The sequence below is a fragment of the Streptomyces phaeochromogenes genome, assembly GCF_001418655.1.
GTDB lineage: Bacteria > Actinomycetota > Actinomycetes > Streptomycetales > Streptomycetaceae > Streptomyces > Streptomyces phaeochromogenes.
Map to the genome: position 1 here is coordinate 1 of NZ_LIQZ01000103.1, position 23770 is coordinate 23770.

The following is a 23770-nucleotide window of genomic DNA, read 5'->3' on the forward strand; positions in this document are numbered from 1 at the left end:
GGTTCGAGGGGGCCGGGGGGTTCGGGGGAGCGGCCGGGAGGATCCCCAGGGGCTCCGGGAAGGCCTGGGGCGTGCGGCTCGCCCTCTCCGACGTGCACGGCATCAGCGAGGCCGAGGCGGTACGGATCGCGGACGGGCAGCCGTACGCCTCGCTGCTCGACTTCTGGGAACGGGCCAGGCCGAGCAGGCCACTTGCCCAACGACTGGCACAGGTCGGGGCATTGGACGCCTTCGGGGCCAACCGCCGTGATCTGCAACTGCACTTGACCGAGCTGCACCGGGGAGCGCGCGGTGGTCGCGGGGACCAACTTCCGCTGGCCGGTGGTCAGAAGACCGCACCGGCCGGGCTGCCCGACCTCTCCTCGGCGGAGCGGCTCAGCGCCGAGCTGGGTGTGCTCTCCATGGACGCCTCACGCAATCTGATGGACGATCACCGGGCGTTCCTGGACGAGCTGGGCGTGGTCACCGCGCGCCGGCTGCGGGCGGCACGGCACGGTGAGACGGTCCTGGTCGCGGGCGCCAAGGCGGCCACCCAGACCCCGCCGATCCGCTCCGGCAAGCGGGTCATCTTCACCACCCTGGACGACGGCACGGGCCTGGTCGACCTCGCCTTCTTCGACGACTCCCACGACGCGTGCGCGCACACCGTCTTCCACTCCTGGCTCCTGCTCGTACGCGGAGTCGTGCAGCGGCGCGGCCCGCGCAGCCTCAGCGTGGTCGGGGCCGCCGCCTGGAACCTCGCCGACCTGGTGGAACTGCGGCGCGAGGAAGGCCTGGACGGAGTGGCCCTGCGACTGGCCGAACCGCAGGGGGAGGACGGGGCCGAGGGCGGGTCCGAGAGCGGGGCCGAGGGCGGTTCGCGGGACACGGGAGATCCGACGGGCGGCCGTCGAATCCAGATGCCCACGGGATACGAAATGCATCCGTGGGCCGATCTGCGCCCGGCGGGCGAAGGGCCCGCCGGTGGAAAGAAGTTGTGGCACCAGAGCCCGGGGAGTGCGGGATGACCATCCTCTGCGTACGTTTCCAGCTGCCTCCGACGAGCGAGGCCGCCCTGCCCGGGCTCCTCGGCACGCTGGAGGAGTTCACCCCCGTCATCGAGGCGCTGCCGCCCGACGGAGCGCTGGCCGATCTGCGGGGCGCCGAACGGTACTTCAAGCGGGACGTCGAGGAACTGGCCTCGCTGATCCGGGTACGGGCGCTCGCCTGGCACGGCGTCGACTGTGTGATCGGGGCCGGACCCGGGCCGATGTTCGCACGGATGGCCCTGCGGGAAGCCGCCCCCGGAACGACCCACGTGGTACCCGAAGACCCCTGCGCCCTCGCGGAGTTCCTGGAAGAACAGCCCGTGCGGGCGCTGCCCGGAGTCGGCACCGCCACCGCCCGCACCCTGTGCGAGTACGGCCTGGACAGCGTCGGCAAGGTGGCCGCCGCACCTCTGTCCACACTGCAGCGGCTCACCAGCGCCCGCATGGGCCGCGAACTGCACGAGATGGCGCAAGGTATCGACCGCGGCCGGGTCGTACCGAACGCCGTCTCCCGGTCACTCGCCGCCGAACGTCCCTTCCCGCGCGACGAGTTGGACCCGGACCTGCACCGGCGCGCCCTGCTCTCCGCCGCCGAGGAGCTGGGCTCCCGGCTGCGCGCCCTGGAGCAGGTGTGCCGCACCCTCACCCTCACCGTCCGCTACGCCGACCGCTCCACCACGACCCGCAGCCGCACCCTCCCCGAGCCGACCGCCCACTCCTCGTCGCTCACCGACGCCGCGTACCGCATGTACGAGGCGCTCGGGCTGCAGCGGGCCCGGGTCCGCGGCATCGTCCTGCGCGCCGAGGGCCTTGACCCTGCCCAACAGGCCTCCTACCAGCTCACCTTCGACCCGGTGGACGAGAAGGTCCGGCGGGTGGAGGAGGTGGCGGACCGGGTCCGGGCGAAGTTCGGGCCGCGGGCGGTGATGCCGGGGTCGCTGGTGGCGTAACCGTTTCCCAGGCAGGGGGCGCGCGCCAAAAGGGGCGCGGGGAACTGCGCGACCAGCCACGACGGACCTGCGGCTTCGGACAACCCTGACCCCTGCGGTCAGTTGGCCCACGGCGGAGTGATGACCGTGCCGTCCGCCAGTTCCGCCTGGAGGCCTATGGACGTGGTGACCCAGGAGATCGCGGTCTCCTCGGTCGGGTTCTCCACGGCGAGCGTCGAGCCGGGGTTGATGATCACCGTGTCGCCCGCGGCGATCCGCTCGGTGCGGCCGTCGAGGGTCATCAGCAGTTCGCCGGACAGGAGATGGAAGATCTCCTCCCGGTTGACGGTGTGCGCCGGTGCCTTCGTGCCCGCGGGGATCTCGCCCCGCCAGGCGCACAGTTCCTTGCTCCCGCTGAGGGGAGTGGCGTACGAGACGAAGCGCGCGCCGTGGATCTCGTGGACGACGGCTTCGGACGAGCGGACTACGGGCACGGCTGCCTCCAGCGGTGAATGGTGGTGGTGAGTAGCGGTGGTGAATGGTCAAGCTGCTTGACTATATGCATCCATGGTCAAGCTGCTTGACCAATTAGTCAAGGGTGTTTCAATGCGTGCGTGCAGAACTCCGAGGCCATGGCCCTGTCCGCCGCCCTGCTCGCCGTCGCCGGTGAGCTCACTCAGCGCATCCACGAGGGTGTCGTCGCCCGCGGGTTCGAGGGGGTTCGGCCCGCGCACGGGTTCGCGTTCGCGCGGCTCGCGCCCGGCGGGGCGACGGTCACGGAGCTGGCCGCACATCTGGGTGTGACCAAGCAGGCCGCGAGTCAACTTGTCGACGAGATCGTCCGCAAGGGGTACGCCGAGCGCCGCCCGCACCCCGCCGACGCGCGCGCCCGGCTGGTCGTACTGACCGAGCAGGGCTGGGCCTGCACGCGGGCTGCCGAGGAAGCGGCGGCGGAGGCTGTCGGCCCCTGGGTCGAACTGCTTGGTGAGGGTGAAGTCCGGGCGTTGCGTGACCGTTTGCTGCGCATTGCGCCCTACGGTCCCATCAGGCCCGCCTGGTGACGGTTCCATGGCACGTGTCAGTGCTCCCGGTTAGCACCGGAAGTTTTTACTGACGCGTAACTTCACACTTCTACTACTCACTCGTAACTTGGCAAAAGAACAGCATCCTCGTGATCCGGATCACAGGGCGTACGCCATCGCAACTCCCTTGAGCCGCAAGGAGATCACTCGATGCTGCCCTGGAAACGCCTGCTCAGACCCCTGACCGTGCTGCTGCTGACCGCCGCGGTCACCGTAGTCCCGACCACGACCGTCGCTACCGCCGCCACCGATCAGGCCGAGGCCGCGCCGAGCCGTGGCTGGAACGACTACTCCTGCAAGCCGTCCGCCGCCCACCCGCGGCCCGTCGTCCTCGTCCACGGCACCTTCGCCAACTCCGTCGACAACTGGCTGGGCCTCGCGCCCTACCTCGTGAACCGCGACTACTGCGTCTTCGCCCTCGACTACGGGCAGCTGCCCGGCGTGCCGTTCTTCAACGGCCTCGGCCCCATCGACAAGTCGGCGGAGCAGCTCAAGACCTTCGTCGACAAAGTGCTGACCGCGACCGGTGCGGCCAAGGCCGACCTCGTCGGCCACTCGCAGGGCGGCATGATGCCCCGCCACTATCTGAAGTTCCTCGGCGGAGCCGCCAAGGTGAACGCCCTCGTCGGGATCGCCCCCGACAACCACGGCACCACGCTGAACGGACTCGCCCAACTGCTCGACCACTTCCCCGGCGCGGCCGACCTGCTCTCCACCGCCACCCCCGCCCTCGCCGACCAGGTGGCCGGATCGGCCTTCCTGACCAAGCTCAACGCGGGCGGCGACACCGTCCCCGGTGTCCGCTACACGGTCATCGCCACCAAGTACGACGAGGTCGTCACGCCGTACCGCTCGCAGTACCTCGACGGTCCGAACGTACGCAATGTTCTGATCCAGGACCTGTGTGCGGTCGACCTCTCCGAACACGCGGCGATCGGGCTCATCGACCGGATCGCCTTCCACGAGGTGGCGAACGCCCTTGATCCGGCGCATGCCACCCCGACGACCTGCCTGTCGGTGATCGGCTAGCGCAGGAGGGGAACTGCGGGCCGACCGTGGCGGGTCGCGCCCACGCGGCGGAGCCGCACATCGATACGGCCCCGCGCCTCCTTACGGGGTTATCGGCTGTGGCGGCCACCCACCGCACGGCGACGAACCGACGCGAACAGCGCCGCCGCGCCGAGCGCCAGGGCGGTCGCCCCACCGATCGCGACGTACGGAGTGGTGTTCGAACCGCCGGTCTCGGCGAGGTTCTCCGAACCGCCGGCGGGCTCGGCGTCGCTCGCGGAGTCGTCCGTCGTCCCGGAGGGGCCCGCCGCCTCGGCGGATTCCGTGGCGGAGTCGGTGCCGGAACCGGAATCCGAGGCGGTGTCCGCGGCTGCCGTGGCCGTGGCCTGGGTCTTCGGGTCGTCGTCGCCGTGACCGCCGTGCTCCACGGACGACTCGTCGGTGCCGTCCTCGATCTCCTGGTCGGACGGTGCCGACGCGGTCGGGGCCGTGGAGGCCCCGGCGCCGCCCCCACTTCCGCTCCCGCCCTCCCCGAACACGACGTCGGAGCAGGTGTAGAACGCCTCCGGGGAGTCCGAGCGCTGCCAGATCGAATAGATGAGGTGGCGGCCCGACTTGACCGGGACGACGCCGTCGAAGATGTAGTCGCCGCTCTCCATCCGCGGGTCGGTGACCTTGAGGAAGGGCTTGGACTCCAGGTCCGACCACTTCAGGGGCTTCGCCGGGTCGTAGCCGTCCTTGGTGACGTACAGCTCGAACGAGCCCTTGTGCGGGGCCGTTCCCTTGTAGCGGAAGGTGCGGTTGCCCGAGGTCAGCCGGGAGGCCGGCCAGTCGGCGCGGGCCAGGTCGAGGCCCTTGAACTTGTCGTTGCCCGCGCTGCACAGCTTTCCGTCGGGGATGATCTCCTTCGACTTCCCGGCTGCGTTCGCGATGTTGACGCCGTTCCAGTCGTAGAGGGCCTGTGTGCCGCCGGCCGCGACCGCCGCCTTGCACGCGGCGGACCTCGGGTTCTCCGGACCCTCCGCGAAGCAGCCCGCGACCCTGCTCACCGGGTCCGTCATCGAGCCGTGCGCGACCGCCGGGGCGGCGGCAAGACCGGTGAGGGCGAGCGGGGCGACGCCGACGGCGGCGACCGTGGCGAGGCGGGTGCGGGTGGCCTTGCGGCGAGCGGACATGGGGAACTCCTCGAAGCGGATCCGGGGTGCTTGTGATGCCTGGGGGCGATCAGCAAGCTAGCCCCTAGAAACCGCAAAATCGCCTGCTGGGAGGGGGTGAGGGCGATCCTTATGGTCCGCTTAAGGGGGTGCTGAGACTGCGATCAGGTAGGTACCGTTCCGGCCATGACGAAGACTCCGGAAGGCGCCCCGGCGGACACTCCGTACGAGGCTCGGATCCGCCCCGCCGTCGCCTCCGACACGGCTGCCGTGAAGGCCGTGACCGACGCGGCCTACCGCCCCTACATCGAGCGCATCAGGGTGGTCCCTCGGCCCATGGAGGCGGACCACGCGGCCGACGTCGCCGCGGGGCGGGTGTTCGTCACGGGGGAGCCCGTGACCGGACTCGTGGTGATCGAGGCGCACGAGGACCATCTGTTCCTCGACAGCATCGCCGTCCACCCGGACGCCCATGGGCAGGGTGTGGGCCGCCGGCTCCTGGCCTTCGTGGACGCACACGCGCGTGCGCTCGGACTGCCCGAGGTCAGGCTCTACACGAACGCGCTGATGTGGGAGAACCAGAAGATCTACCCGAAGTACGGGTACGAACTCGTGGAGCGCCGCGTGGACGGGCCGTACGACCGCCTCCACTACCGCAAGAGACTGGCGCCGTGACGGGGCTCCTCGCGCCGTGACTACTCCTGGCGCCGTGACGGCTCAGCCGTCCGGCCACCACGTGCGTGCGATGTCCTTTCGGACCTCGGGGCGCTCGGCGGGGCGCTCGTCCGCGTCGTCCCGCACGCGACGGGAGTCCGACTTCCTCAGGGGCTTCTGCACGGTTACACGGCGCATGGCTGCCTCCTTGCATCTACCGGGTTCCGCGTTTGTACGGAGGTAGACCGTTCCGGGGAGAGTGACTCATCGGTGCCCGCTTGTCAGTGGCGGTAGTCACGTTTCACCTGTGAGTCCACATGCCGGACAACTGGAGGTTCCGCGCAGTTCGGACACAGGTACGGCGTAGTTCTGCCGCGGGCCCGGTGTCGGACCGTTGTCAGTGCCGGGTGTCACTCTGGGCACATGACGAGTAACAGCGCCGGCGAAGAAGTGAAGGCCGAAGAAGTGAAGAGCGGCGGAGAGCGGTCCGGTGTCGACTGGGACGCCGAGTCCGCGACGTTCGACGACGAGCCCGACCACGGACTGCGGGATCCCGCCGTGCGCGAGGCCTGGGCGGCCAGGCTGCGCGGCTGGCTGCCGCGCGGTCCGGCCGATGTGCTCGATCTGGGCTGCGGCACCGGCAGCCTGTCGCTCCTCGCGTCCGAGCAGCGGCACCGGGTCACCGGGGTCGACTCCTCGCTGCGCATGGTCGACCTCGCCCGCGCCAAGCTGGCCGGGCGGGACGCGGCGTTCCTGGTCGGGGACGCGGCGGCCCCGCCGGTCGGGGAGCAGCGCTTCGACGTCGTCCTCGTCCGCCATGTGCTGTGGACGCTGCCCGATCCCGGCCGCGTCCTGCGGCACTGGTGCGGACTGCTCCGCCCCGGCGGACGGCTCGTGCTCATAGAGGGCGTCTGGGGGACGGTGAGCCCGGTCGGCATCTCCGTCGGTCGGCTGACCGGACTGCTCGCACCCCTCGCGGAGGACGTCCGCGTGGAGCCGCTGTCGGACGACCCGCTGCTGTGGGGACGAGAGGTGGAGGACGAGCGGTACGCGGTGGTGGCCTTGCCCTGAGCGATGCCGGGCGAGGCTGCGGGCGGAGGTGTCCGGGATGGGGCGGGCCTATGCCAGAAGCGCCTCGAAGTCGCCGTCACGGGCGCGGAGTTCGAGCTCGTCCAGGGCCGACCGGGCGGCAGCCGCTGCCTGCGGATCGGTGGTCTCCAGACCGCTCTCCGCGAACTCGTCCTCGTCCAGCCGCAGTACGGCCGTGCCGTCGGCGGAGCGCCACAGGTCGAGGTCGAGGTCCTCGACGACCAGCTCGCCCTCGGAGACGGAGGCCGGGCGGGTGATGTCGCAGTACCAGCCCTTCAGCACGCCCTCGGGACCACGGACCTCCTTCACCGCGTACCAGCGGTCGCGCCAGTAGTGCTCGGTGAAGACGTCACCCGGTTCGAAGCGTACGAAGCCGAAGTCGCGGACTCCGTCACCGGCCCAGGCCGCTCGGACGGTCACGTGGGTGCCGTCGTCGTGCAGCAGCTCGGCCGGGTAACGGATCTTCGTGCGGCCCGCTTTGACCAGGACGATGTCCAACTGGGGAGAGGAGTCAGGCGAGTTCGCGGACATGTTGCACCTCCGTGGCGCAGATCTCGTAGCCGAACCACTTGTTGACCGCGAGCATCGGTTCGTTGCCCGCGTCGTTAGCCGTGAACGCCTCCGTGAAGCCGGCGGCTCGGGCGCGGTGCAGGGAGTCGTTCTTGGCGAGCTTGGCGAGGCCTCGGCCGCGGTGGGCCCGGGCCGTGCCGGTCATCACGGTGCCGTAGCGGGTGCCGCCGTCGGTGCGGGCGGCGCTGAACGCCGCGGGGCGGCCGTCGACGACCGCGACCGAGGTCAGTTCATGGCTGAGGAGGGGGTGGTGCCAGGTCTCCTTCAGCCAGGCCTCGTAGTCCGTGAACTCATGGGCGATGTCGCTCGGTTCGTCCGCCAGCGTCTCCGCGTCCAGGTCGAACAGCGGGCGGGGATCGTCGGCGAAGTCCGCGGCCGTGCGCAGTTCGACGTTCGCGGGCGGCTCCTGGCGCGGCGGCAGTGTGCACGTCGCCAGGTCCAGGCGGAGGAAGTGCGCGGAGCGGCGGGGGAGGTAGCCGCGCCTCTCCGCGAAGGCGCGGTTCGCCGGCTCGTCCACGACCCGGACGAAGACCCTGGTCACGTCCAGGGCGGCGAGGCGCTCCTCGGCGGTCCTCACGAGCAGCGAGCCCGCGCCCCGGCCCTGGCGGTCCGGGTGCACGTACACGTTCAGATAGCCCTGGCCGGGCTGTGGGCTGTCGTACACGATGCCGACCTGGGCCGTGCCGACGAGTTCGCCGTCCTCCTCCGCGACCAGCGGCTGGAAGTGGGCGTCGGGGTGGGCGTTCGCGGCGTCGTAGGTGATGGCCTCGGGGGTGGAGAGTATGAAGGGGAGCGCCAGGTGCCGGATACGGGCGAAGCCCTCGGCGTCTCCCGCGCGGAAGTCGCGGACGATCACAGTCATGACGTCGCACGCTACGTGGGCGGTGAGGCCGGGTGCCTCTCATTTTCCCGCCGGTGCGGGACAATCACTGCGTGACGCTGAAGATCGACATCGAGGACGACGCGGGGATCGCGCCCTACGAGCAGGTGCGCGCCCAGATTTCCGAACAGGCGCGGGCCGGGGCGCTGCCGGTGGGCTACCGGCTGCCGACCGTACGGGGGCTGGCCGAGGAGCTCGGCCTCGCCGCCAACACGGTCGCCAAGGCGTACCGGGCTCTTGAGTCGGACGGGGTCATCGAGACGCGGGGGCGCAACGGAACGTTCGTCGCTGCCGCGGGCTCGGCGGCGGACCGGGAAGCCGCGTCCGCCGCACAGGCCTACGCCGATCGCGCACGGCGGCTCGGGCTGTCCGAGGCCGCCGCCCTCGCCGCGGCCCGGGACGCGCTGCGCGCGGCGTACGGGGCGTCCGGCTGACAGCTGACGGACGACAGCTGGCGGCGGGCGGGTGGCGGCTGGCAGTTGGCGCTGGCTTGGCGCCAGCGGCTGCGGCTGACGATTGGCGTTGGCGTTGGCGTTGGAGCCGCCCTGGAATGCTGCCGGTCGTTTGCTGTCTGCGGGGCCGCCGTGGCTGGTCGCGCCCACGCGGCGGAGCCGCACATCGACACAGCCCCGCGTCCCTGAAGGGGGCGCCCCGGTGTGCGGAGTTGGCGTGGTGCGGCTGCGGCCGGCGGTCAGCCGGTCGGAGGGGTGGCGGCGTGGGCAAGGGGGTCAGGTGGCCCCGTCGGGTGTCGGGTTCGGGAGCGCCCGGATCCGTCGTGCCGGGCCGCACGCCTTACAGATACAAACCCGCGTCCGCGCCCTCTCGTTGGTCCGGGACCGAGGTCGGGGAGGTGCCCCGGCGCAGGGCGTAGAGCTCGGCGAGGGTGGCGCCGTCCCGGGGGAGGCCCTCCTCCGTGCCGAGCCAGGCGGCGGACTCGCGGCGGGTGAGCGGGCCGACCTCGATACGGGCCAGGCAGCGGCCGGGGCGCACGACGGCGGGGTGCAGGCGCTCCAGGTCCTCGTTGGTGGTGACGCCCACCAGGACGTTGCGGCCCTGGCCCAGCAGGCCGTCCGTGAGGTTCAGGAGGCGGGAGAGCGCCTGGCCCGCCGTGTGCTTGGCCTCGCCGCGGATCAGCTCGTCGCAGTCCTCCAGCAACAGCAGCCGCCAGCGGCCCTTGCCCGTGCCGTCCTCCTCGCCGATCGCGATGTCCATCAGATAGCCGACGTCGGAGAAGAGCCGCTCCGGGTCCAGCACACAGTCCACCTGGCACCAGTCCCGCCACGAACGCGCCAGCGTCCGCAGCGCCGACGTCTTGCCCGTGCCCGGCGGACCGTGCAGCAACAGCAGGCGGCCCGCGATGTCCTCGGGCGTCGTCTTCATCAGGCCGTCCATCGCGTCCGCCACGGGCGCGGTGTAGTTGGCGCGCACCTCTTCCCACGTACCCGCCGAGATCTGGCGGGTCGTGCGGTGCGGTCCGCGGCGGGGCGACACGTACCAGAACCCCATCGTCACGTTCTCCGGCTGGGGTTCGGGCTCGTCGGCCGCGCCGTCCGTTGCCTGGCCGAGCACCTTCTCGGCGAGCTCGGCGCTGGTCGCGGTGACGGTGATGTCGGCGCCCCGGTTCCAGCGCGACACCAGCACCGTCCAGCCGTCCCCCTCGGCGAGGGTCGCGCTGCGGTCGTCGTCGCGTGCGGACCGCAGCACCTGCGCCTCAGGAGGGAGCAGCGTGGCCCCGGACCGTACGCGGTCGATGTTCACCGAGTGCGAGTGCGGCTGCTCGCCCGTCGCGAAGCGGCCGAGGAACAGCGCGTCGACGACGTCCGACGGTGAGTCGCTGTCGTCGACGTTGAGCCGGATCGGCAGAGCGTCGTGTGGGTTGGCAGACATGCCGCCATGATCCGTCACGTGGGCGACCCGTGCATCCGGTTTCCGCGTTGCGCATCGAAGGGGGCATATCGGAGGGGCATACGGGAGGGCGCGTACGGGAGCGGCATACGGGAGGCGCGCGCCGGAGGGAAACGTGTGACTGCGTGCCGGCCAGCGAGAAAGCCGTCGTTGCCGACGCCCGGTCCCCGAGGCCCTGTGCATCCCCTGTGTATCCCTTCCGTCCTGTTACAGGGCTGTGGTCGACGGAACCTGTTCTACCGCTGACCCCCGCCGTTACTGTTGCCCTTGATGGGACGTCATGGGTGGAATTCGGGGGCTCGGCGGTGGCGGTTCACCGCTCTGCTCGGTGTGGGCGTGGCCGCTCTGGCCCTGGTGCTGACCCTGATCCACACCCTTCCCGGCGACGCGGGAAGCGAGGCCGGCACGACCCGCGACGGTGACAAGGTGCACGGCACACCGGCCGTTCCCCAGTCGGAACCGAGGCCCGAGGTGGGCTGGGGCTTCACCCACACCCAGTTCAGCGCCGACGAGGGCAGCGGCGCCGCCACGAAGCGGGTGGAGAAGCGCCTCGGCAAGCAGCCCCTGCCGCAGATCCAGCACATCATGGGCTGGGGCGCGGACAACCCCGAGCCGGTCAAGGGGCGGTACGACTTCGAGGACATGGACCGCCGGATCGACTTCGTCCGGGAGACGGGCGGCACACCGGTCGTCACGCTGTGCTGCGCCCCGGACTGGATGAAGGGCGGCACACCCGGCTCCGACAAGACCGACTGGAGCCAGGCGGCACTGGAGACGGCACCGGACCGCGCCCACTACAAGGACTACGCCGCCCTCGCCGCGACCGTCGCCAAGCGCTACCCGGACGTACGGCACTTCATCGTCTGGAACGAGTTCAAGGGTTTCTGGAACGACGCCGAGGCCCGCTGGGACTACGAGGGCTACACCGAGCTCTACAACCTCGTGTACAAGGCGCTCAAGAAGGTCGACAAGGACATCGAGGTCGGCGGGCCCTATCTGGTGATGGACAGCCTCGACCCGCGCCAGAAGGAGAACGCGTCGACGACGCTGAAGGGCAGCTGGGGCACCATGGACCAGCGGATCCTCGACGCCTTCGAGTACTGGAACAAGCACAAGGCCGGCGCGGACTTCGTCGTCGTCGACGGGTCCAGCTACACCAAGGACGACGACCTGCTGCCGGACGAGTTCGGGGCCACCGACAAGTTCACGGCCGTCAGCCGGTGGGTGCGAGAGCAGACCGGTGACCTGCCGCTGTGGTGGGCCGAGTACTACGTGGAGCCCGCCGACGGCGACGACATCCGCGACGGCTGGTCCGAGCCGCACCGCGTCGCCGTACAGGCCTCGGGCCTGATCGCGATGGCCCGCGGCGGCACGACCTCCGCCTTCTACTGGAACCCGGAGACCGAGAAGGGCGCCACCTGCCCCGGCTGCCTGTGGACCCCGACCGACCGCGCCGGCGGCGGCAAGGCGTTGTCCATGCTCGACCTCATCTCCCGCTTCGACAAGGAGTTCCCGCCGGGCACCAAGTACGAACAGGTCTCCGTCGCCGCGGACGACAAGCCCAACGTACGGGTCCTCGCCGACGACAAGGCCCTCCTCGTCGTGAACACCCTCGACCGGGAGATCAGCGCGAAGATCGACGGGAAGCAGTTCGAGATGGGAGCGTACGAAGTGAAGTGGCTTCGCCGGTAGCGCTCCGCGGGGAGGGGGCCGGTGTCGTTTTGAAGCTGCGGGTTCGTTGTGGCTTGTCGCGCAGTTCCCCGCGCCCCTAAATGGCGCGCCCTATGTCAGGGCGCGCCACCTCTCCCTCCCTCAGGCCATCGTCAGGAATCTCTGTATCAGCGAAGCCAGCAGCACCGCCAGCAACGGCAGCGAGAACCAGAAACTGCCCTGGAGCCACTGCAGTTGCCGCACGCTGGGCCGTACGGCCACCCGTACCACCTCGCGGGTCGTCAGCAGGATGATCAGGGCGATCGCGGCGAGGCCTCCGACGACCGACCAGGGCGTCCAGGTCACCTGGGGGCCGATCGGACCGGGATCGGGCTGAGGTACCTTGCCGTCCGGCTGTTTGCGCAGCGCGTAGATCGTCACGTCGTCGTTGGCGAACGTCTTGCGGAGCTCCGGCCGGGCGTCGAGGTTATGGACGAGCCGGGTGTCCCAGGTCTTGGAGTAGCCCACGTCCAGCTGGAGGTAGGTCACCTGGCTGCGGTTGACCATGAGGAACGAGTTCGGGCCCGCGTCCTTGAGGGACTTGACCAGGCCCGACACCAGGACCGGATCGGGCGGCGCCAGCGTCGGCAGGTACTCCACCTTCTCCATGTCCCGCGCGCCCCAGGGCATCGCGGGCGTCACGTTGTTGACCGTGTCGTCGCTGAGCCAGAGCAGCCGTACGGTCGGCTTGTCGTGGGCGTACACGTACTCCATGCCGGCGACCTCGCCCGGCCGGATCCGCTCGAACGGCTCGTTGCCCCAGCGGGCCACCAGGAAGCCGCCCATCAGGACGAGACCCGCCATCAGCGCGGCGAGCGGGGCGAGGCTCACCCGGTCCTTGTCCCGTTCCTTCGCGGTGACACCGGTGCGCGGGAAGAGGGCCAGTGCGGCGAGCAGGGCCGCCCCCGGTAGGGCGAACATGAAGACGCGCAGCGCCATTTCGCCGCCGTACGACTGCATGCCGAAGCCCAGGAACGGGACGAACGTGAGGACCAGCAGCGAGCGCTCGCGGTACTTGTGGTCGCGCCGCCGCCACCAGCCCCAGCAGGCCAGCGCCATCACACCGCCGGCCAGCACCACACGCGCGTACAGCACGAGTTTGTGGGACGAACTGCCTTCCCCGATACGGCCGGAGACCGACGAGGACACATTGCTGCCCACGCCGCCGACCCCGCCGAACAGCTCGTCGAAGTGCCCCGACCAGTACGGCTCGGCGAGGAAGCCGATCCACACGGAGACCACGACGGCGAACAGGATGGGCAGGCCGCGCAGTTCGGAGCGGCCGATCAGGACCAGGACCGCGAGGACGCCCAGCATCACGAACGGCGTGAGCTGGTGCGCCGGGACGGTCGCCATGAACAGCCCGATCAACACCATGAGCAGTACGGCCCGTTGGCGCCGGTCGGTCGGCTCGACCTCCAGCTCACCGGGCCGCGCCTTCGTCCACAGCACCCGCGGCGCCCGGAACCACACCAGCAGGATCGCCACGAAGACGAGATAGAGGAGGTACGTGAAGCCCTGCGGCGAGAAGTAGTCCTGGCCCACCCAGCCGCTGAGCACGAAGATCCAGATGCCGGTCCACTTGGCCCGCCAGCTCGCGCGCATATGGCGTACGAGCAGGAACAGCGGTGCCAGATAGAGGAGTTGTATGGCCGTCGGCCACCAGCGGATGACCTCGGTGAGGTCGGTGACCCCGCAGGCCTTCGCGACGAACGCGGCCCCGGCGAAGAAGCCCGGCCAGCTCCAGCGCGCGTCCAGGTCGGGCACGGCGGACCCGGTCCGGTCGATGTAGTCGATGAACCCGAGGTGCTGCCAGGCCGTCGCGAACCGCGGCTCGGTCTCGATGACCGCGGGCAACGCGTGCAGCGACACCACGGTGGCCAGCAGCGTGACCAGCAGCAGGGCCCGGTGCTCACGGCCCAGCCAGAGCAGCGAGGCGAAGACCGTGACCAGCAGACCGGCCCCGACCAGCGTCGGCGTCGGCAGCACCGAGACCAGGCCGAGCCCGCCCATCCGGTCGAGATCGCGCTCCCCGAGTCCGGCCGCGGGCACCCAGTACAGGACCAGTGCGGCCGTCAGCAGACAGCCGAGCACCACCCCGAGCCGGGTCGGCCGCAGCCGCTCCCACCAGGACACCGGCGGCGCGGTCGGTCCGGACTGCCCGCCCGTCCCACGCCCGTCCGTGCCATGACCACCCGTCTCACGTGCGAGCTGCGAAGAGCGCTGCTCGCGTACGCCCTCCGACTCGTCACCGGACCTGCCCTCCGACGGCTCGAAGGGGGCGTCCACCTCGACCTCGGACGGGCCGAGGGAGGTCTCGGAGCCGGGTTCCCGTTCCTCGACGGGCAGGCCCACCTCCACGCGAGCGGGGGGCAGTTGGAGGGGCGCCTTGAGCGCCCAGGTCGGCCGGTGGTCGGGACGCGGCTCGCTGCGGCGCTCCGGCCGTTCGACCTTCGGCGTCCCGACGGGCGGGGTCCCCGGACCGGGCCGTACGTCAGGCCGCCGCTCCAGGTGGTCGAAGTCCAGCTGCACTCCGAGCGCCAGCGTGTCCGTGTCGAGCCGCTGCGCCCAGGCCGGGCCGCGTCCCTTCTTCGGCTTGTCCTGCTGCGACGCGGGCACCTCGCGGGCGCCCAGGTCCGCCAGGTCGCCGTCGGGCGCCGCGTCCTCGGGCACGGCGTCGGCCGGCGCGGTCCTGACGATCCGGTACAGCCTCGGCGCGGCGAGCGCCACGATGACCGCGAGGCTGGAGATCTCCGCCACGCCCGCCCCGGTCAGGCCCATGCGGGGCAGCAGGATCACCGTCAGCCCGAGCACCAGCAGGCACAACAGGCCCTGCAGCCAGGCGAGTCCGGAGGTGCGGCTCTGGGCGCGCAGCACCGCGAAGTACGTCTCCATGACGACCCGCAGCACCGCGCCGACCGCGAACCACCGCAGCAGCGGCGTCGCCGCGTCCGCGTACCCCTGGCCGAACACACCGAGGATCCAGGGCGCCCCGAAGAACAGCACCGCGGCCACCGGCAGCATGATCCGCGCCATCCGGCGCAGCGCGGCCCGGGTGTTCGCGGCCAGCCGCGCCGGGTCGTGCGAGCCCTCGACGGTCAGTGAGGCGCCCATGTTGATGGCGAGCAGATTGACCGTGCCGCCGATGGTCGTGGTGATGTAGAAGTACGCGTTGTCGGTGGAACTGACCTGCGCGGCCACGATCACCGGGACGAGGTACACCACGGCGAGCGAGAACAGCGAGCCCGTGTAGTCGCCCGCGAGGAACCGCCCGATCTCCCTCGTGGTGGGCGGCTCGGCGTGCTCCGCGGTCGCCTTCACATGCCGCGGCACCAGGCGGCGGAACACCAGCCAGCCCAGCGGCAGCACGGACACCGCGATGGCCGCGACCCACGAAACGAAGACACCCATGGTCGGGATCGCCGCGGCGAACGCCACCAGCAGCACCAGCTTCACCGCCGAGAACACGGTGTTGCCGACCGGCACCCACAGCGCGCTGCGCAGCCCGGTCAGCACCCCGTCCTGGAGCGTCAGCACCGACCAGGCGACGACGGCCAGGACGAAACCGACGGCGATCAGTGGGCTGTGCAGGAAGCGGTACGAGGAACCCCAGAGGTTCAGCGTGAGCAGGAAGAGGCCAGCGGCCAGCGCCACGACCACCGAACTGCCCGCGTACGTACGGAAGATCAGCCGTCCGGTGCCCCGTCCCGCGACCGGGATGAAGCGGGCGAGGGCGCCCGTCAGTGTCACCGCGGTGAGCCCCGCGAGGAGCTTCATCGCGGCGATCGCGGCGGAGCCCTGGCCGACCGCGGACTCGGAGTAGTACCGGGCGGCGGCCAGCCAGAAGCCCAGCCCCAGCACGGCGGAGATCCCGGTGTTCAGCATCAGGGCGTAGGCGTTCCGGAACAGCGGGCTGCCTCCGGACGACCGGCCGAGGCCGGGCAGACGAAGGCGGCGCCCGGACCGCTCGGGTGCCTCGGGCGTGGGAGTGTCGGCCTGGGCCGTGGTCGTGTCAGACACGGGAACGGATGGCCTTCCGGCGAACCTGTCGTGCTCTGCGGACCATGGCGTACCCCTTGGTGAGGGCCCGGTCCCTGGCGAAGGTACGGGCGATCGCGCGGCCCTCCACGAGCCGCCCGAACTCCTCGATACCGGTGCTGCGGCGCACGGTGACCCGCCGCAGCGCGTACGGCCCCTGGCGGCGCCGCGCGAGGCTGTTGCCGACGGCGAGCGCCTGGGCGAACCCGGCCTCGCGCACGATCCGGCGCACCCGGCCGCTGGAGTAGCCGTACGGGTACGCGAACGACGCCGGGCGCACGCCCAGTTCGTCGGCGACGATCTCCCGGCAGCGGAGCAGCTCGAACCAGAGGGCCTCGTCGGTCAGCTGGTCCAGCTGCGGATGCGTATGGCTGTGGCCGCCGATCTCGACGTCCGCGCCCGCGAGCGCGCGCACCTGGTCCCAGTCGAGCATCTCGTCGAGGGCGCCCCCGGTGTCGTACGCGCCGCGCAGCCAGCCCGTCGACACGAACAGCGTGGCCGCGAAACCGTGCTCGGCGAGCACGGGCAGCGCGTGCCGGTGCACGCCCTCGTAGCCGTCGTCGAACGTGATCAGCACCGGCCGCCTCGGCAGCGGCTTCGACGCACGCCAGCACTCCGCCAGGGCGGCGGTGTCGACCGGCGTGAACCCCAGGTCGCCGAGGAGCGCCATCTGCTCGGTGAACGCCTCGGGCGCCACGGACAGCTCACGGGTCGCGTCGTTCGGCGCGGTCGCGACGGAGTGGTACATGAGAATCGGCACGCGCGCATCGTGCGGGTCACTCATGGCTTCGCCCCCTCGATCTGAACGACCGAGAACGTGGCCCCACCCCTGCGTGCCCGGACGCTGCCGAGTACGTACCCGCCCGCCGCCGTCACCACTCCGGTCACGATGGCGGCCGCCCGGCCCGCGCCGCCGGGGCGGGCGAGCAGCGCGTCGCGCAGCCCGCGCGCGACCCCGGCGGGCAGTACGCGCGTGGTGTAGCGGCGCTCGGACTCAAGGCCCTTGTCGGCGCCCACACTCCGCGCGACCAGCGCCTTCGACAGACCCTCGGCATAGGTACGCGTACGGAAGTACGCGAAGTGCTCGCGTGCCTCGGGCACCCGGTGGTGGATCACCGCACGGTCGTCGATCAGCAGGACCGCGTCCGGCCGGGCGTGGGTGAGGCGGATGCACAGCTCCGTCTCCTCGCAGCCCAGCGGACGTTTGTCGCCGTCGCGTCCGATGCCGGTCGCGAAGCCGCCCGCCGCGTCGAAGGCGCTGCGCCGGAACGAGGCGTTGCCGCCGAGCACGTTGCGCACCTGGACCCGGCCGGGCGGCAGGCCCTTGTACGTGCAGCCCACGACCCAGTCGAACTCCTCGGGGAACCAGGCCGGCCGGCGGCCCGACGCCCAGATCGGCATCGTACGGCCGCCGACGGCCATGACCAGCGGATCCTCGTACCCCTCGGCGAAGTGGAGCAGCCAGTCGCGCTCGGCCACCGCGTCGTCGTCGAGGAAGGCGATGACGTCGCCGTACGAGGCGGCGATGCCGGTGTTGCGGCCCGCGGAGAGGCCCCGGGGGCCCGCGTTGGCGAGCACCCGAACCCCTTCGGTCTCCTTGTACTCCTTCGACAGCCGGTCCAGGAGCGCCTGGTTGTGGTCCACCACCAGGAGCGTCTCCAGGGCCGGCCTGGACTGCGCCCGTACCGAGTCGACCGCCGCGAGGATGTCCTCCCAGCGGTCCTCGGTGTAGACGCAGACCACCACGGAGATGTCCAGGGTTCTCAAGACACCTCTCCCGGCCCGGAGTTGAGTGCCACGGCGTGCGGACGACGGCGCAGCGAGCGCCGGTTGGAGCGCTCCTTGAGGATCACCTTGAGCACCCGCAGCCCGTCCCGCACGGCGCGCAGGTTGCTGGAGCCGTGGATCCGGAGGTACTCGTGGCTCGGTATCTCCTGGACCTTGAGCCCCGCCTTGACCACCCGGATGTTCATCAGGGTCTCCACCTCGAAGCCGGTGCAGTCGAGGTCGATCTTGTCGAGGCAGTGCCGCCAGAAGGCGTTGTAGCCGTAGCAGAGGTCGGTGTAGCGGGCGCCGAACTTTCGGTTGACGGCCGTGCACAGCGCCCAGTTGCCGAGCTTGCGGATCGGCGTCATGTCGTCCGTGCCGCCGCCGTTGGCGAACCGCGACCCCTTCGCGAAGTCCGCCCCGGAGACCAGCGCGGAGACATAGCTGACGATCTCGTGGCCGTCGGCCGAGCCGTCCGCGTCGACCATGACGATGATGTCGCCGGTGGAGGCCGCGAACCCGGTGATCAGGGCATCTCCCTTGCCCTTGCCCACCTGCTTGACGACCTTGACGTCGGGCCACAGTTCGCGGGCGACCTCGACGGTGTTGTCGGTGGAATTGCCGTCGACGAGAACCACTTCGTGGATCCATCCCGGCAATGTCTTGAAGACGTACGGGAGATTCTCCGCCTCGTTCATGGCGGGAATCACGACGCTCACCGGAGGCGCTATGGCCAGGTGAGTCGATATGGGCCGGTACTTGTTGGCTGTGAGCGGATCTTGGCCCGAAACCGCCGGGCGCACAACAGAACTCATGAGTCTGATCCCTCTCGTCCGGTGGACCGCCCGCCCCTGGGCGGTCCGGCATTTTGTCCGGTTCGAAAGGGGGGTTTTGTCACTTACGGCATGCCGAAATCGATCTCCGTGCAAGCCGGGTGAGCTGGCAAAGCTGGCCGACTGGCTGGGTCGGTCGCGCGGCGGCACTCGGCACAAAAGCGGTCACCGAGCACGGCACCCCCCTACCGCGCCCCGCGCCGGGCCCTCGTCGCGATCCTGAGCCCTCCCCTGAATCGCATGTGCATGATGGTCCGATGCGGGTGGATGTACGACGGTATTGATGATTGAGACGATATGGCAAGACCTGGAACGTGGCCTCACGTTTTTGTTGGTTTGGACGTTACCTAACGGCCCGAGCGGATTTTTCCCATCCGTTTGAGCGCTTTGTCGGCCGGCTCGAACAGCTCCGGCCGAGACAGCACCGCGTTGCGCAGCGCCCGGACCGGGGCGCGCCGCGCCCGGTGTCCGAGCGCCACGGGATGGCGGCGCGTGACCAACCCCTCGGACACGGCGAGTTCGCGTGTCTTCAGGGAATCCTTGTATTCCTTCTGCCCCCGGCCGAGATCCAGATAGGCGATGCCGTCGGCGGCAGCCGCCTCGGCCATGCGCAAATGCAGGACAAGGCCCGGGGAGTATTTGGAGAACGCCGGGTCGTACGCGGGGAACCAGCACGCCAGGACGCGCTCCGAACGCAGTCCGAAGTGCGCGGCGACCGGCTTGCCGCCCGCGTAGAGCACCGACAGAGTTCCGGCGAACGACTCGGAACGGGTGTGGAAGAGCTGGTGCGTCAGCCGGGTGATCCACGGCTGCGCGAAGCGGTCGCTGCGCCCGGTCCTGCGGTACTGCGCCGACTTCCATCCCATCAGGGTGAGCAGCGCCTTGGGATCACGTTCGTCGTGCACATAGCGGACCTCGCCGTGATCGCGGCCGAGCTTGCGGTCCTTGGCCAGCGTGGTCCGGGTGAACTTCGGTGACCGGGCCCGCAGTTCGGCGAGATACGTCTCGTACCCCCGGTCGACGTCCATGACCGGGGAGGGGAAGGTGCCGGAGGCCTCGGCCTCGAACGGCTCCTGGCCTTCCACCAGGTGGTCGAACTCCCACACCGCGAGCCCGCAGGCCCGCAGCAGTTCCCTTGAGTCCCAGGTGAAGCCGGGCCCGTGGACGAGGCCCTGGCAGTCGGAGACACCGAGGCCGACGGCCCGGCCGACGCCGGTGGTGGTTCTCTGGAACGGGAAGAAGGCCACGGGTTCGCCGCCCTCCCGGACTACGGCGATCCGTACGCCGCGTCGGCAGCGTCCGACGGCGAGGGTGAACTCCGGTGACAGGAACGGGTTGGCGAGTTCCGGCGCGCCGTGCAGATGGGCCTTCGACTGAAGGGCCGACCACGCCGCCCGGTCGGCGGCGGTGAGTTCGCCGGGGCGGTACACGCTGATGTTCACGTCAGGATGCCCGTCTTCTCACCGTACGGCCACGGAACCGCCGTACCAGGACCAGCAGGAGAATGAGGGAGCTGAGCGCGGCCACGGCCGCGATTCCGCCACGGACCGACCACCGGTGCACCGCGAGCATGCCTTGGGCGACCAGGAGGTTGAGAGCTACTGCTGCTGACAGGGACGCCACGGTGCGGCCGAACGGTTCCATGCCGCGCAGGGCGATTCCTACCGCGGTTCCCGGAGCGGCCAGCAGGAAGAAGAGCGCGAACGGGGCGCGCAGGGGTGAGTCCATGTCGGTCAGGGCCAGCACGGCTCCGACGCCGGCGATGGCCACGGCGGCGCCCGCGAGCAGGGGGAGCAGGTCCCTCCCCGGATCCTGGTCCAACCGCTCTTCACCACCCGATGGGGATGGGTCCGATGGAGATGGCTTGATACGTATGCGTAAGGTCTGCATTGGCGACTTTGCCCCCCGACGCGCCGGATGCCGGGCTTCAATGTGGCCCAGTCCGGCCCGGGGCGTCAAGACGAGGGGGCCGTTGATGTTTGGCTGCGGGGAGGTTGTGGCTGGTCGCGCCCCGCGGCGGAGCCGCAAATGTCAGAGCCTCGCGCCCCTAGAAGCTAAAAGATTGCGCAGTTCCCCGCGCCCCTGAGGGCTGGGCCGTGCCGCCAAGGGTGCAGCCGCTCCTCCGCCAAAAGAATGCGCAGTTCCCCGCGCCCTTTGATGGGGGCGCGGGGAACTGCGTACGTCATTACGGGACGATCTTCAGGAGGCGGTTCGGGGAACCCGTGCCGGGGCTGGTTACTACGCCGGTGGTGGCGCCGTTGACGAGGGCGGTGGATACCTGGGCCGGGGTGGCCGAGGTGTGGCCCGCCAGGTAGACGGCGGCTGCGCCCGCGACGTGCGGGGTGGCCATCGACGTACCGGAGATGGTGTTCGTCGCTGTGTCGCTGGTGTACCAGCCCGCCGTGATCGACGAACCGGGGGCGAAGATGTCGAGGATCGAGCCGAAGTTGGAGTAGCTCGCCTTGGCGTCCGTGCTGGTGGTGGCGCCGACCGTGATCGCCGTCGCGACGCGGGCCGGGGAGTACGAGGAGGCGTTGGCGCTGCTGTTGCCCGCCGCGACCGCGTAGGTCACGCCGCTCGCGATGGAGTTGGCCACCGCGGTGTCCAGCGTGGTGGACGCGCCGCCGCCGAGCGACATGTTGGCGACCGAGGGACCGCTGTGGTTCTGGGTCACCCAGTTGATGCCCGCGATGACGCCGGCGGTGGTGCCGGAGCCCGCGTTGTCGAGCACGCGGACCGCCACGATGTTCGCCTTCTTGGCGATGCCGTAGGTCGAGCCGGCGATGGTCGTGGCGACATGCGTGCCGTGACCGTTGCCGTCCGAGGCGACGGTGTCGCCGTCCACGGCGTCGTAGCCGTAGCTGGCCCGGCCGCTGATCTGCGAGTGCGTGATGCGCACGCCGGTGTCGATGACGTACGCCGTCACGCCGCTGCCCGCCGTGTCCGGGTAGGTGTACGTGCCGGAGAGCGGCAGTGCCGCCTGGTCGGAGCGGTCCAGGCCCCAGGGGGCGTTGGACTGGGTGGTGTCGGTGACGTGCACCGTCTGGTTCTGCTCGACCACGGCCACCGACGGGTCGGCGGCCAGTCTCTTGGCCTCGGCCGCGGACAGGGTCGCCGTGTAGCCGTTCAGCGCGGCGCCGAACGTCTTCTTGACCGTGCCGCCGTACTCCTTGATCAGACCCTTGCCCTCGGTCGACGAGGCCTTGAAGTCCACGCCCTTCTTCAGCGTGACGATGTAGCTGTCCTTGACGGCGGTGGGGGAGTCCGCCGCGAGGACCCGGCCCTCGGCCGGTGCGGCCTGGGCGGGAAGCGCGGTGACGGCGCCGAGCAGAGCGGCGGTCGCCACGGAGGTTATCGCGGCGATCCGGATCTTCTTGCTACGCAGCTGTGCCATGCGAGGGAGTCCTCCTCATAGGCGGCGTACGCCTGGGTGGGGCGCACGTCTGTGGGGGGTGCGTGCGTGATCGCACGCACAACCAGGAGCGTTGCGTTCCGCTACCGGTTGAGGCATCAGCGTGATCGATCTACGCGTGCAGCTCAAGGGAGTTGACGCTTTGTCACGCGCCTGTCATGGACACGCAATCGAACACACAGTGAACGCACAGCGGAGGACCCGGTAGGTCCGGAAAAGTCTTGGCATGGACACTTCCTGTCAACACGCGTAGCTGCTACGAAAGTTACGGCAGAGATCCTGCTAAAGGGAGGTTCCATGAGACGTTCCCGACTTACGGCATACGTGACCTCGCTCCTCCTCGCCACCGCCTTCGCCCTCACCGGGGCAACGACGGCCCAGGCGTCCCAGCAAGCAGCAGCCACGGGCTATGTGGCCCTCGGCGACTCCTACTCGTCCGGTGTCGGCGCGGGCAGCTACATCGGCTCCAGCGGCGACTGCAAGCGCAGCACGAAGGCCTACCCCTACCTCTGGGCGGCTGCCCATTCACCCTCGTCGTTCAGTTTCACGGCCTGCTCGGGCGCTCGTACGGGTGATGTTCTGGCGAACCAGCTGGGCCCGCTCGGCTCCGGCACGGGCCTCGTCTCCATCAGCGTCGGCGGCAACGACGCGGGCTTCTCCGACGTCATGACGACCTGCGTCCTGCAGTCCGAGAGCGCCTGTGTCGCCCGCATCAACACGGCGAAGGCGTACGTCGACTCGACACTGCCCGGCAAGCTCGACTCGGTCTACTCGGCGATCAGCGCGAAGGCCCCGGCCGCCCATGTGGTCGTCCTGGGCTACCCCCGGTTCTACAAGCTGGGCGGCAGCTGCCTGGCCGGCCTCTCCGAGACGGAACGGGCCGCCATCAACAGCGCCGCCGACTACCTGGACAGCGCCATCGCCAAGCGTGCGGCCGACCACGGCTTCACCTTCGGCGACGTACGCCCCACGTTCACCGGTCACGAGATCTGCTCCGGCAGCGCCTGGCTGCACAGCGTCAACTGGCTGAACATCGGCGAGTCGTACCACCCGACGGCCTCGGGCCAGTCGGGTGGTTATCTGCCCGTCCTCAACGCCTCGGACTGATCACTGCCGAGGCCCGATCGCCTCGGCCGGTTACTGCCGAGGCCTGATCGCTCCGTTCGGCGCGAGTGCCTGCGGAGCGTCGGAGGAGGCCCCGCCCGTCGGGGCCTCCGTCTCGCACGTCACCGAGAAGGGCACCTGTTCCGACTTCGCCTCCTTGGGACTGCGGACCTCCACACCGATCTTGTTCTCGTACGTACCCGACGCGTCGTACGTCGTCACGATGACCGTGTTCTGCTTGGTCTTCCCGCCGTTCGCGGGGAACGACAGGGTCTTCCAGCTCGGGTCGGACACCTCGCCCGTCTCCGTCACCCAGCGGTACTCCACGTCCGCCGGCACGACCGTCACCGTGAACGTCGCCGTGAAGGTCGGAGCCTCCGCGTCGGGCGGCGGGCAGGCGCCGGTGTAGTCGGTGTGCGAGCCCGAGACCGTGACCTTCACTGACTGGGTCGGCGGCTTGGTGGTCTGGCCGCCGGTGGTGGTCGAACCGCCGTCGCTCCCGTTCGAGCTCGAGCTCTCCGTGGTCGAGCCGCCGTCCGTGCCGCCCCCACTGCTTCCGTTGCTCCCGCCGTTGTCACCGCCGCCCGTCGAGCCGCCGGTGCTCGAC

General features: G+C 70.3%; 22 protein-coding genes and 1 pseudogene. 9 read left to right on the plus strand and 14 right to left on the minus strand.

Annotation, left to right across the window (positions count from 1 at the left end; all coding sequences use genetic code 11):
• Nucleotides 1-1007 (plus strand): helix-hairpin-helix domain-containing protein (locus tag AOK17_RS14610; protein ID WP_245697155.1); only part of this gene is annotated, 1007 nt, incomplete at its 5' end.
• Entirely contained in the window at nt 1004-1978 is a 975-nt protein-coding gene (locus AOK17_RS14615; RefSeq protein ID WP_055612877.1) for a DNA polymerase Y family protein, read from the plus strand. The genes AOK17_RS14610 and AOK17_RS14615, both read left to right, overlap by 4 nt.
• A 98-nt stretch (nt 1979-2076) precedes the next feature.
• Here the strand turns inward: AOK17_RS14615 and AOK17_RS14620 are convergent, their stop codons facing one another.
• Complete coding sequence (locus AOK17_RS14620) at nt 2077-2451, minus strand: cupin domain-containing protein (RefSeq protein ID WP_055612878.1); 375 nt, start codon at nt 2449-2451, stop codon at nt 2077-2079.
• A 120-nt stretch (nt 2452-2571) separates the two neighbouring features.
• On the opposite strand from AOK17_RS14620, the gene AOK17_RS14625 reads away from it, so the two are divergent.
• Both AOK17_RS14625 and AOK17_RS14630 read left to right on the plus strand, forming a co-directional pair.
• Complete coding sequence (locus AOK17_RS14625; RefSeq protein WP_055612879.1) at nt 2572-3018, plus strand: MarR family winged helix-turn-helix transcriptional regulator; 447 nt, start codon at nt 2572-2574, stop codon at nt 3016-3018.
• Nucleotides 3019-3189: 171 nt separating this feature from the next.
• The gene (locus AOK17_RS14630; protein ID WP_055612880.1) at nt 3190-4068 is read left to right on the plus strand and encodes an esterase/lipase family protein; all 879 of its coding nucleotides are present in this window, start codon (nt 3190-3192) and stop codon (nt 4066-4068) included.
• A gap of 89 nt (nt 4069-4157) precedes the next feature.
• Here the strand turns inward: AOK17_RS14630 and AOK17_RS14635 are convergent, their stop codons facing one another.
• Nucleotides 4158-5222, minus strand: a complete 1065-nt coding sequence (locus AOK17_RS14635; RefSeq protein WP_055612881.1) for a lytic polysaccharide monooxygenase auxiliary activity family 9 protein — start codon at nt 5220-5222, stop codon at nt 4158-4160.
• A gap of 165 nt (nt 5223-5387) precedes the next feature.
• On the opposite strand from AOK17_RS14635, the gene AOK17_RS14640 reads away from it, so the two are divergent.
• A complete protein-coding gene (locus AOK17_RS14640; RefSeq protein ID WP_055612882.1) occupies nt 5388-5876 on the plus strand; it encodes a GNAT family N-acetyltransferase in 489 nt (162 codons plus the stop codon).
• Nucleotides 5877-5918: 42 nt separating this feature from the next.
• Here the strand turns inward: AOK17_RS14640 and AOK17_RS53570 are convergent, their stop codons facing one another.
• Complete coding sequence (locus AOK17_RS53570) at nt 5919-6053, minus strand: hypothetical protein (protein WP_257678067.1); 135 nt, start codon at nt 6051-6053, stop codon at nt 5919-5921.
• A gap of 225 nt (nt 6054-6278) precedes the next feature.
• Between AOK17_RS53570 and AOK17_RS14645 the strand changes: the two genes are divergently transcribed.
• Nucleotides 6279-6926 carry a class I SAM-dependent methyltransferase gene (locus AOK17_RS14645; RefSeq protein WP_079053025.1) on the plus strand — a complete coding sequence of 216 codons (648 nt, stop codon included), beginning with the start codon at nt 6279-6281 and terminating at the stop codon, nt 6924-6926.
• 48 nt (nt 6927-6974) lie between these two features.
• Here AOK17_RS14645 and AOK17_RS14650 read toward each other — a convergent pair whose 3' ends face one another.
• Nucleotides 6975-7475 carry a ribonuclease FAU-1 family protein gene (locus tag AOK17_RS14650; protein ID WP_055612884.1) on the minus strand — a complete coding sequence of 167 codons (501 nt, stop codon included), beginning with the start codon at nt 7473-7475 and terminating at the stop codon, nt 6975-6977.
• The gene (locus tag AOK17_RS14655) at nt 7456-8376 is read right to left on the minus strand and encodes a GNAT family N-acetyltransferase (protein ID WP_055612885.1); all 921 of its coding nucleotides are present in this window, start codon (nt 8374-8376) and stop codon (nt 7456-7458) included. The genes AOK17_RS14650 and AOK17_RS14655 overlap by 20 nt, the downstream gene beginning before the upstream one ends.
• A 71-nt stretch (nt 8377-8447) precedes the next feature.
• Here AOK17_RS14655 and AOK17_RS14660 point away from each other — a divergent pair, with 71 nt between their 5' ends.
• Nucleotides 8448-8828, plus strand: coding sequence for a GntR family transcriptional regulator (locus AOK17_RS14660; protein WP_206190761.1), 381 nt, complete (start codon nt 8448-8450; stop codon nt 8826-8828).
• Nucleotides 8829-9186: 358 nt separating this feature from the next.
• On the opposite strand, the gene AOK17_RS14665 is transcribed toward AOK17_RS14660, so the two are convergent.
• Nucleotides 9187-10281 (minus strand): DUF5925 domain-containing protein, encoded by a 1095-nt coding sequence (locus tag AOK17_RS14665; protein WP_055612887.1) that lies wholly within the window; start codon nt 10279-10281, stop codon nt 9187-9189.
• A 288-nt stretch (nt 10282-10569) separates the two neighbouring features.
• Between AOK17_RS14665 and AOK17_RS14670 the strand changes: the two genes are divergently transcribed.
• Nucleotides 10570-11991 (plus strand): GH39 family glycosyl hydrolase, encoded by a 1422-nt coding sequence (locus AOK17_RS14670; RefSeq protein WP_055612895.1) that lies wholly within the window; start codon nt 10570-10572, stop codon nt 11989-11991.
• Nucleotides 11992-12111: 120 nt separating this feature from the next.
• Here the strand turns inward: AOK17_RS14670 and AOK17_RS14675 are convergent, their stop codons facing one another.
• The 7 genes from AOK17_RS14675 to AOK17_RS14705 form a co-directional block, all read right to left on the minus strand.
• Nucleotides 12112-16029 (minus strand): lipopolysaccharide biosynthesis protein, encoded by a 3918-nt coding sequence (locus AOK17_RS14675; RefSeq protein WP_055612888.1) that lies wholly within the window; start codon nt 16027-16029, stop codon nt 12112-12114.
• Entirely contained in the window at nt 16022-16831 is an 810-nt protein-coding gene (locus AOK17_RS14680; protein WP_206190762.1) for a polysaccharide deacetylase family protein, read from the minus strand. The genes AOK17_RS14675 and AOK17_RS14680 overlap by 8 nt, the downstream gene beginning before the upstream one ends.
• Complete coding sequence (locus AOK17_RS14685) at nt 16828-17814, minus strand: glycosyltransferase family 2 protein (protein WP_055612889.1); 987 nt, start codon at nt 17812-17814, stop codon at nt 16828-16830. Before AOK17_RS14685 ends, AOK17_RS14680 begins: the two co-directional genes overlap by 4 nt.
• Nucleotides 17811-18629, minus strand: coding sequence for a glycosyltransferase family 2 protein (locus AOK17_RS14690; RefSeq protein WP_055612890.1), 819 nt, complete (start codon nt 18627-18629; stop codon nt 17811-17813). The genes AOK17_RS14685 and AOK17_RS14690 overlap by 4 nt, the downstream gene beginning before the upstream one ends.
• A gap of 365 nt (nt 18630-18994) precedes the next feature.
• Nucleotides 18995-20089, minus strand: a complete 1095-nt coding sequence (locus tag AOK17_RS14695) for a GNAT family N-acetyltransferase (RefSeq protein ID WP_055612891.1) — start codon at nt 20087-20089, stop codon at nt 18995-18997.
• A gap of 1 nt (nt 20090) precedes the next feature.
• Entirely contained in the window at nt 20091-20468 is a 378-nt protein-coding gene (locus AOK17_RS14700; RefSeq protein WP_245697156.1) for a hypothetical protein, read from the minus strand.
• 364 nt (nt 20469-20832) lie between these two features.
• Nucleotides 20833-22041, minus strand: a complete 1209-nt coding sequence (locus tag AOK17_RS14705; RefSeq protein ID WP_055612893.1) for a S8 family peptidase — start codon at nt 22039-22041, stop codon at nt 20833-20835.
• Between the two features lie 315 nt (nt 22042-22356).
• Between AOK17_RS14705 and AOK17_RS14710 the strand changes: the two genes are divergently transcribed.
• The gene (locus AOK17_RS14710; protein WP_055612894.1) at nt 22357-23166 is read left to right on the plus strand and encodes an SGNH/GDSL hydrolase family protein; all 810 of its coding nucleotides are present in this window, start codon (nt 22357-22359) and stop codon (nt 23164-23166) included.
• A 30-nt stretch (nt 23167-23196) separates the two neighbouring features.
• Here the strand turns inward: AOK17_RS14710 and AOK17_RS14715 are convergent.
• Nucleotides 23197-23770 (minus strand): annotated as a pseudogene (locus AOK17_RS14715) (serine/threonine protein kinase); the annotation flags it as partial.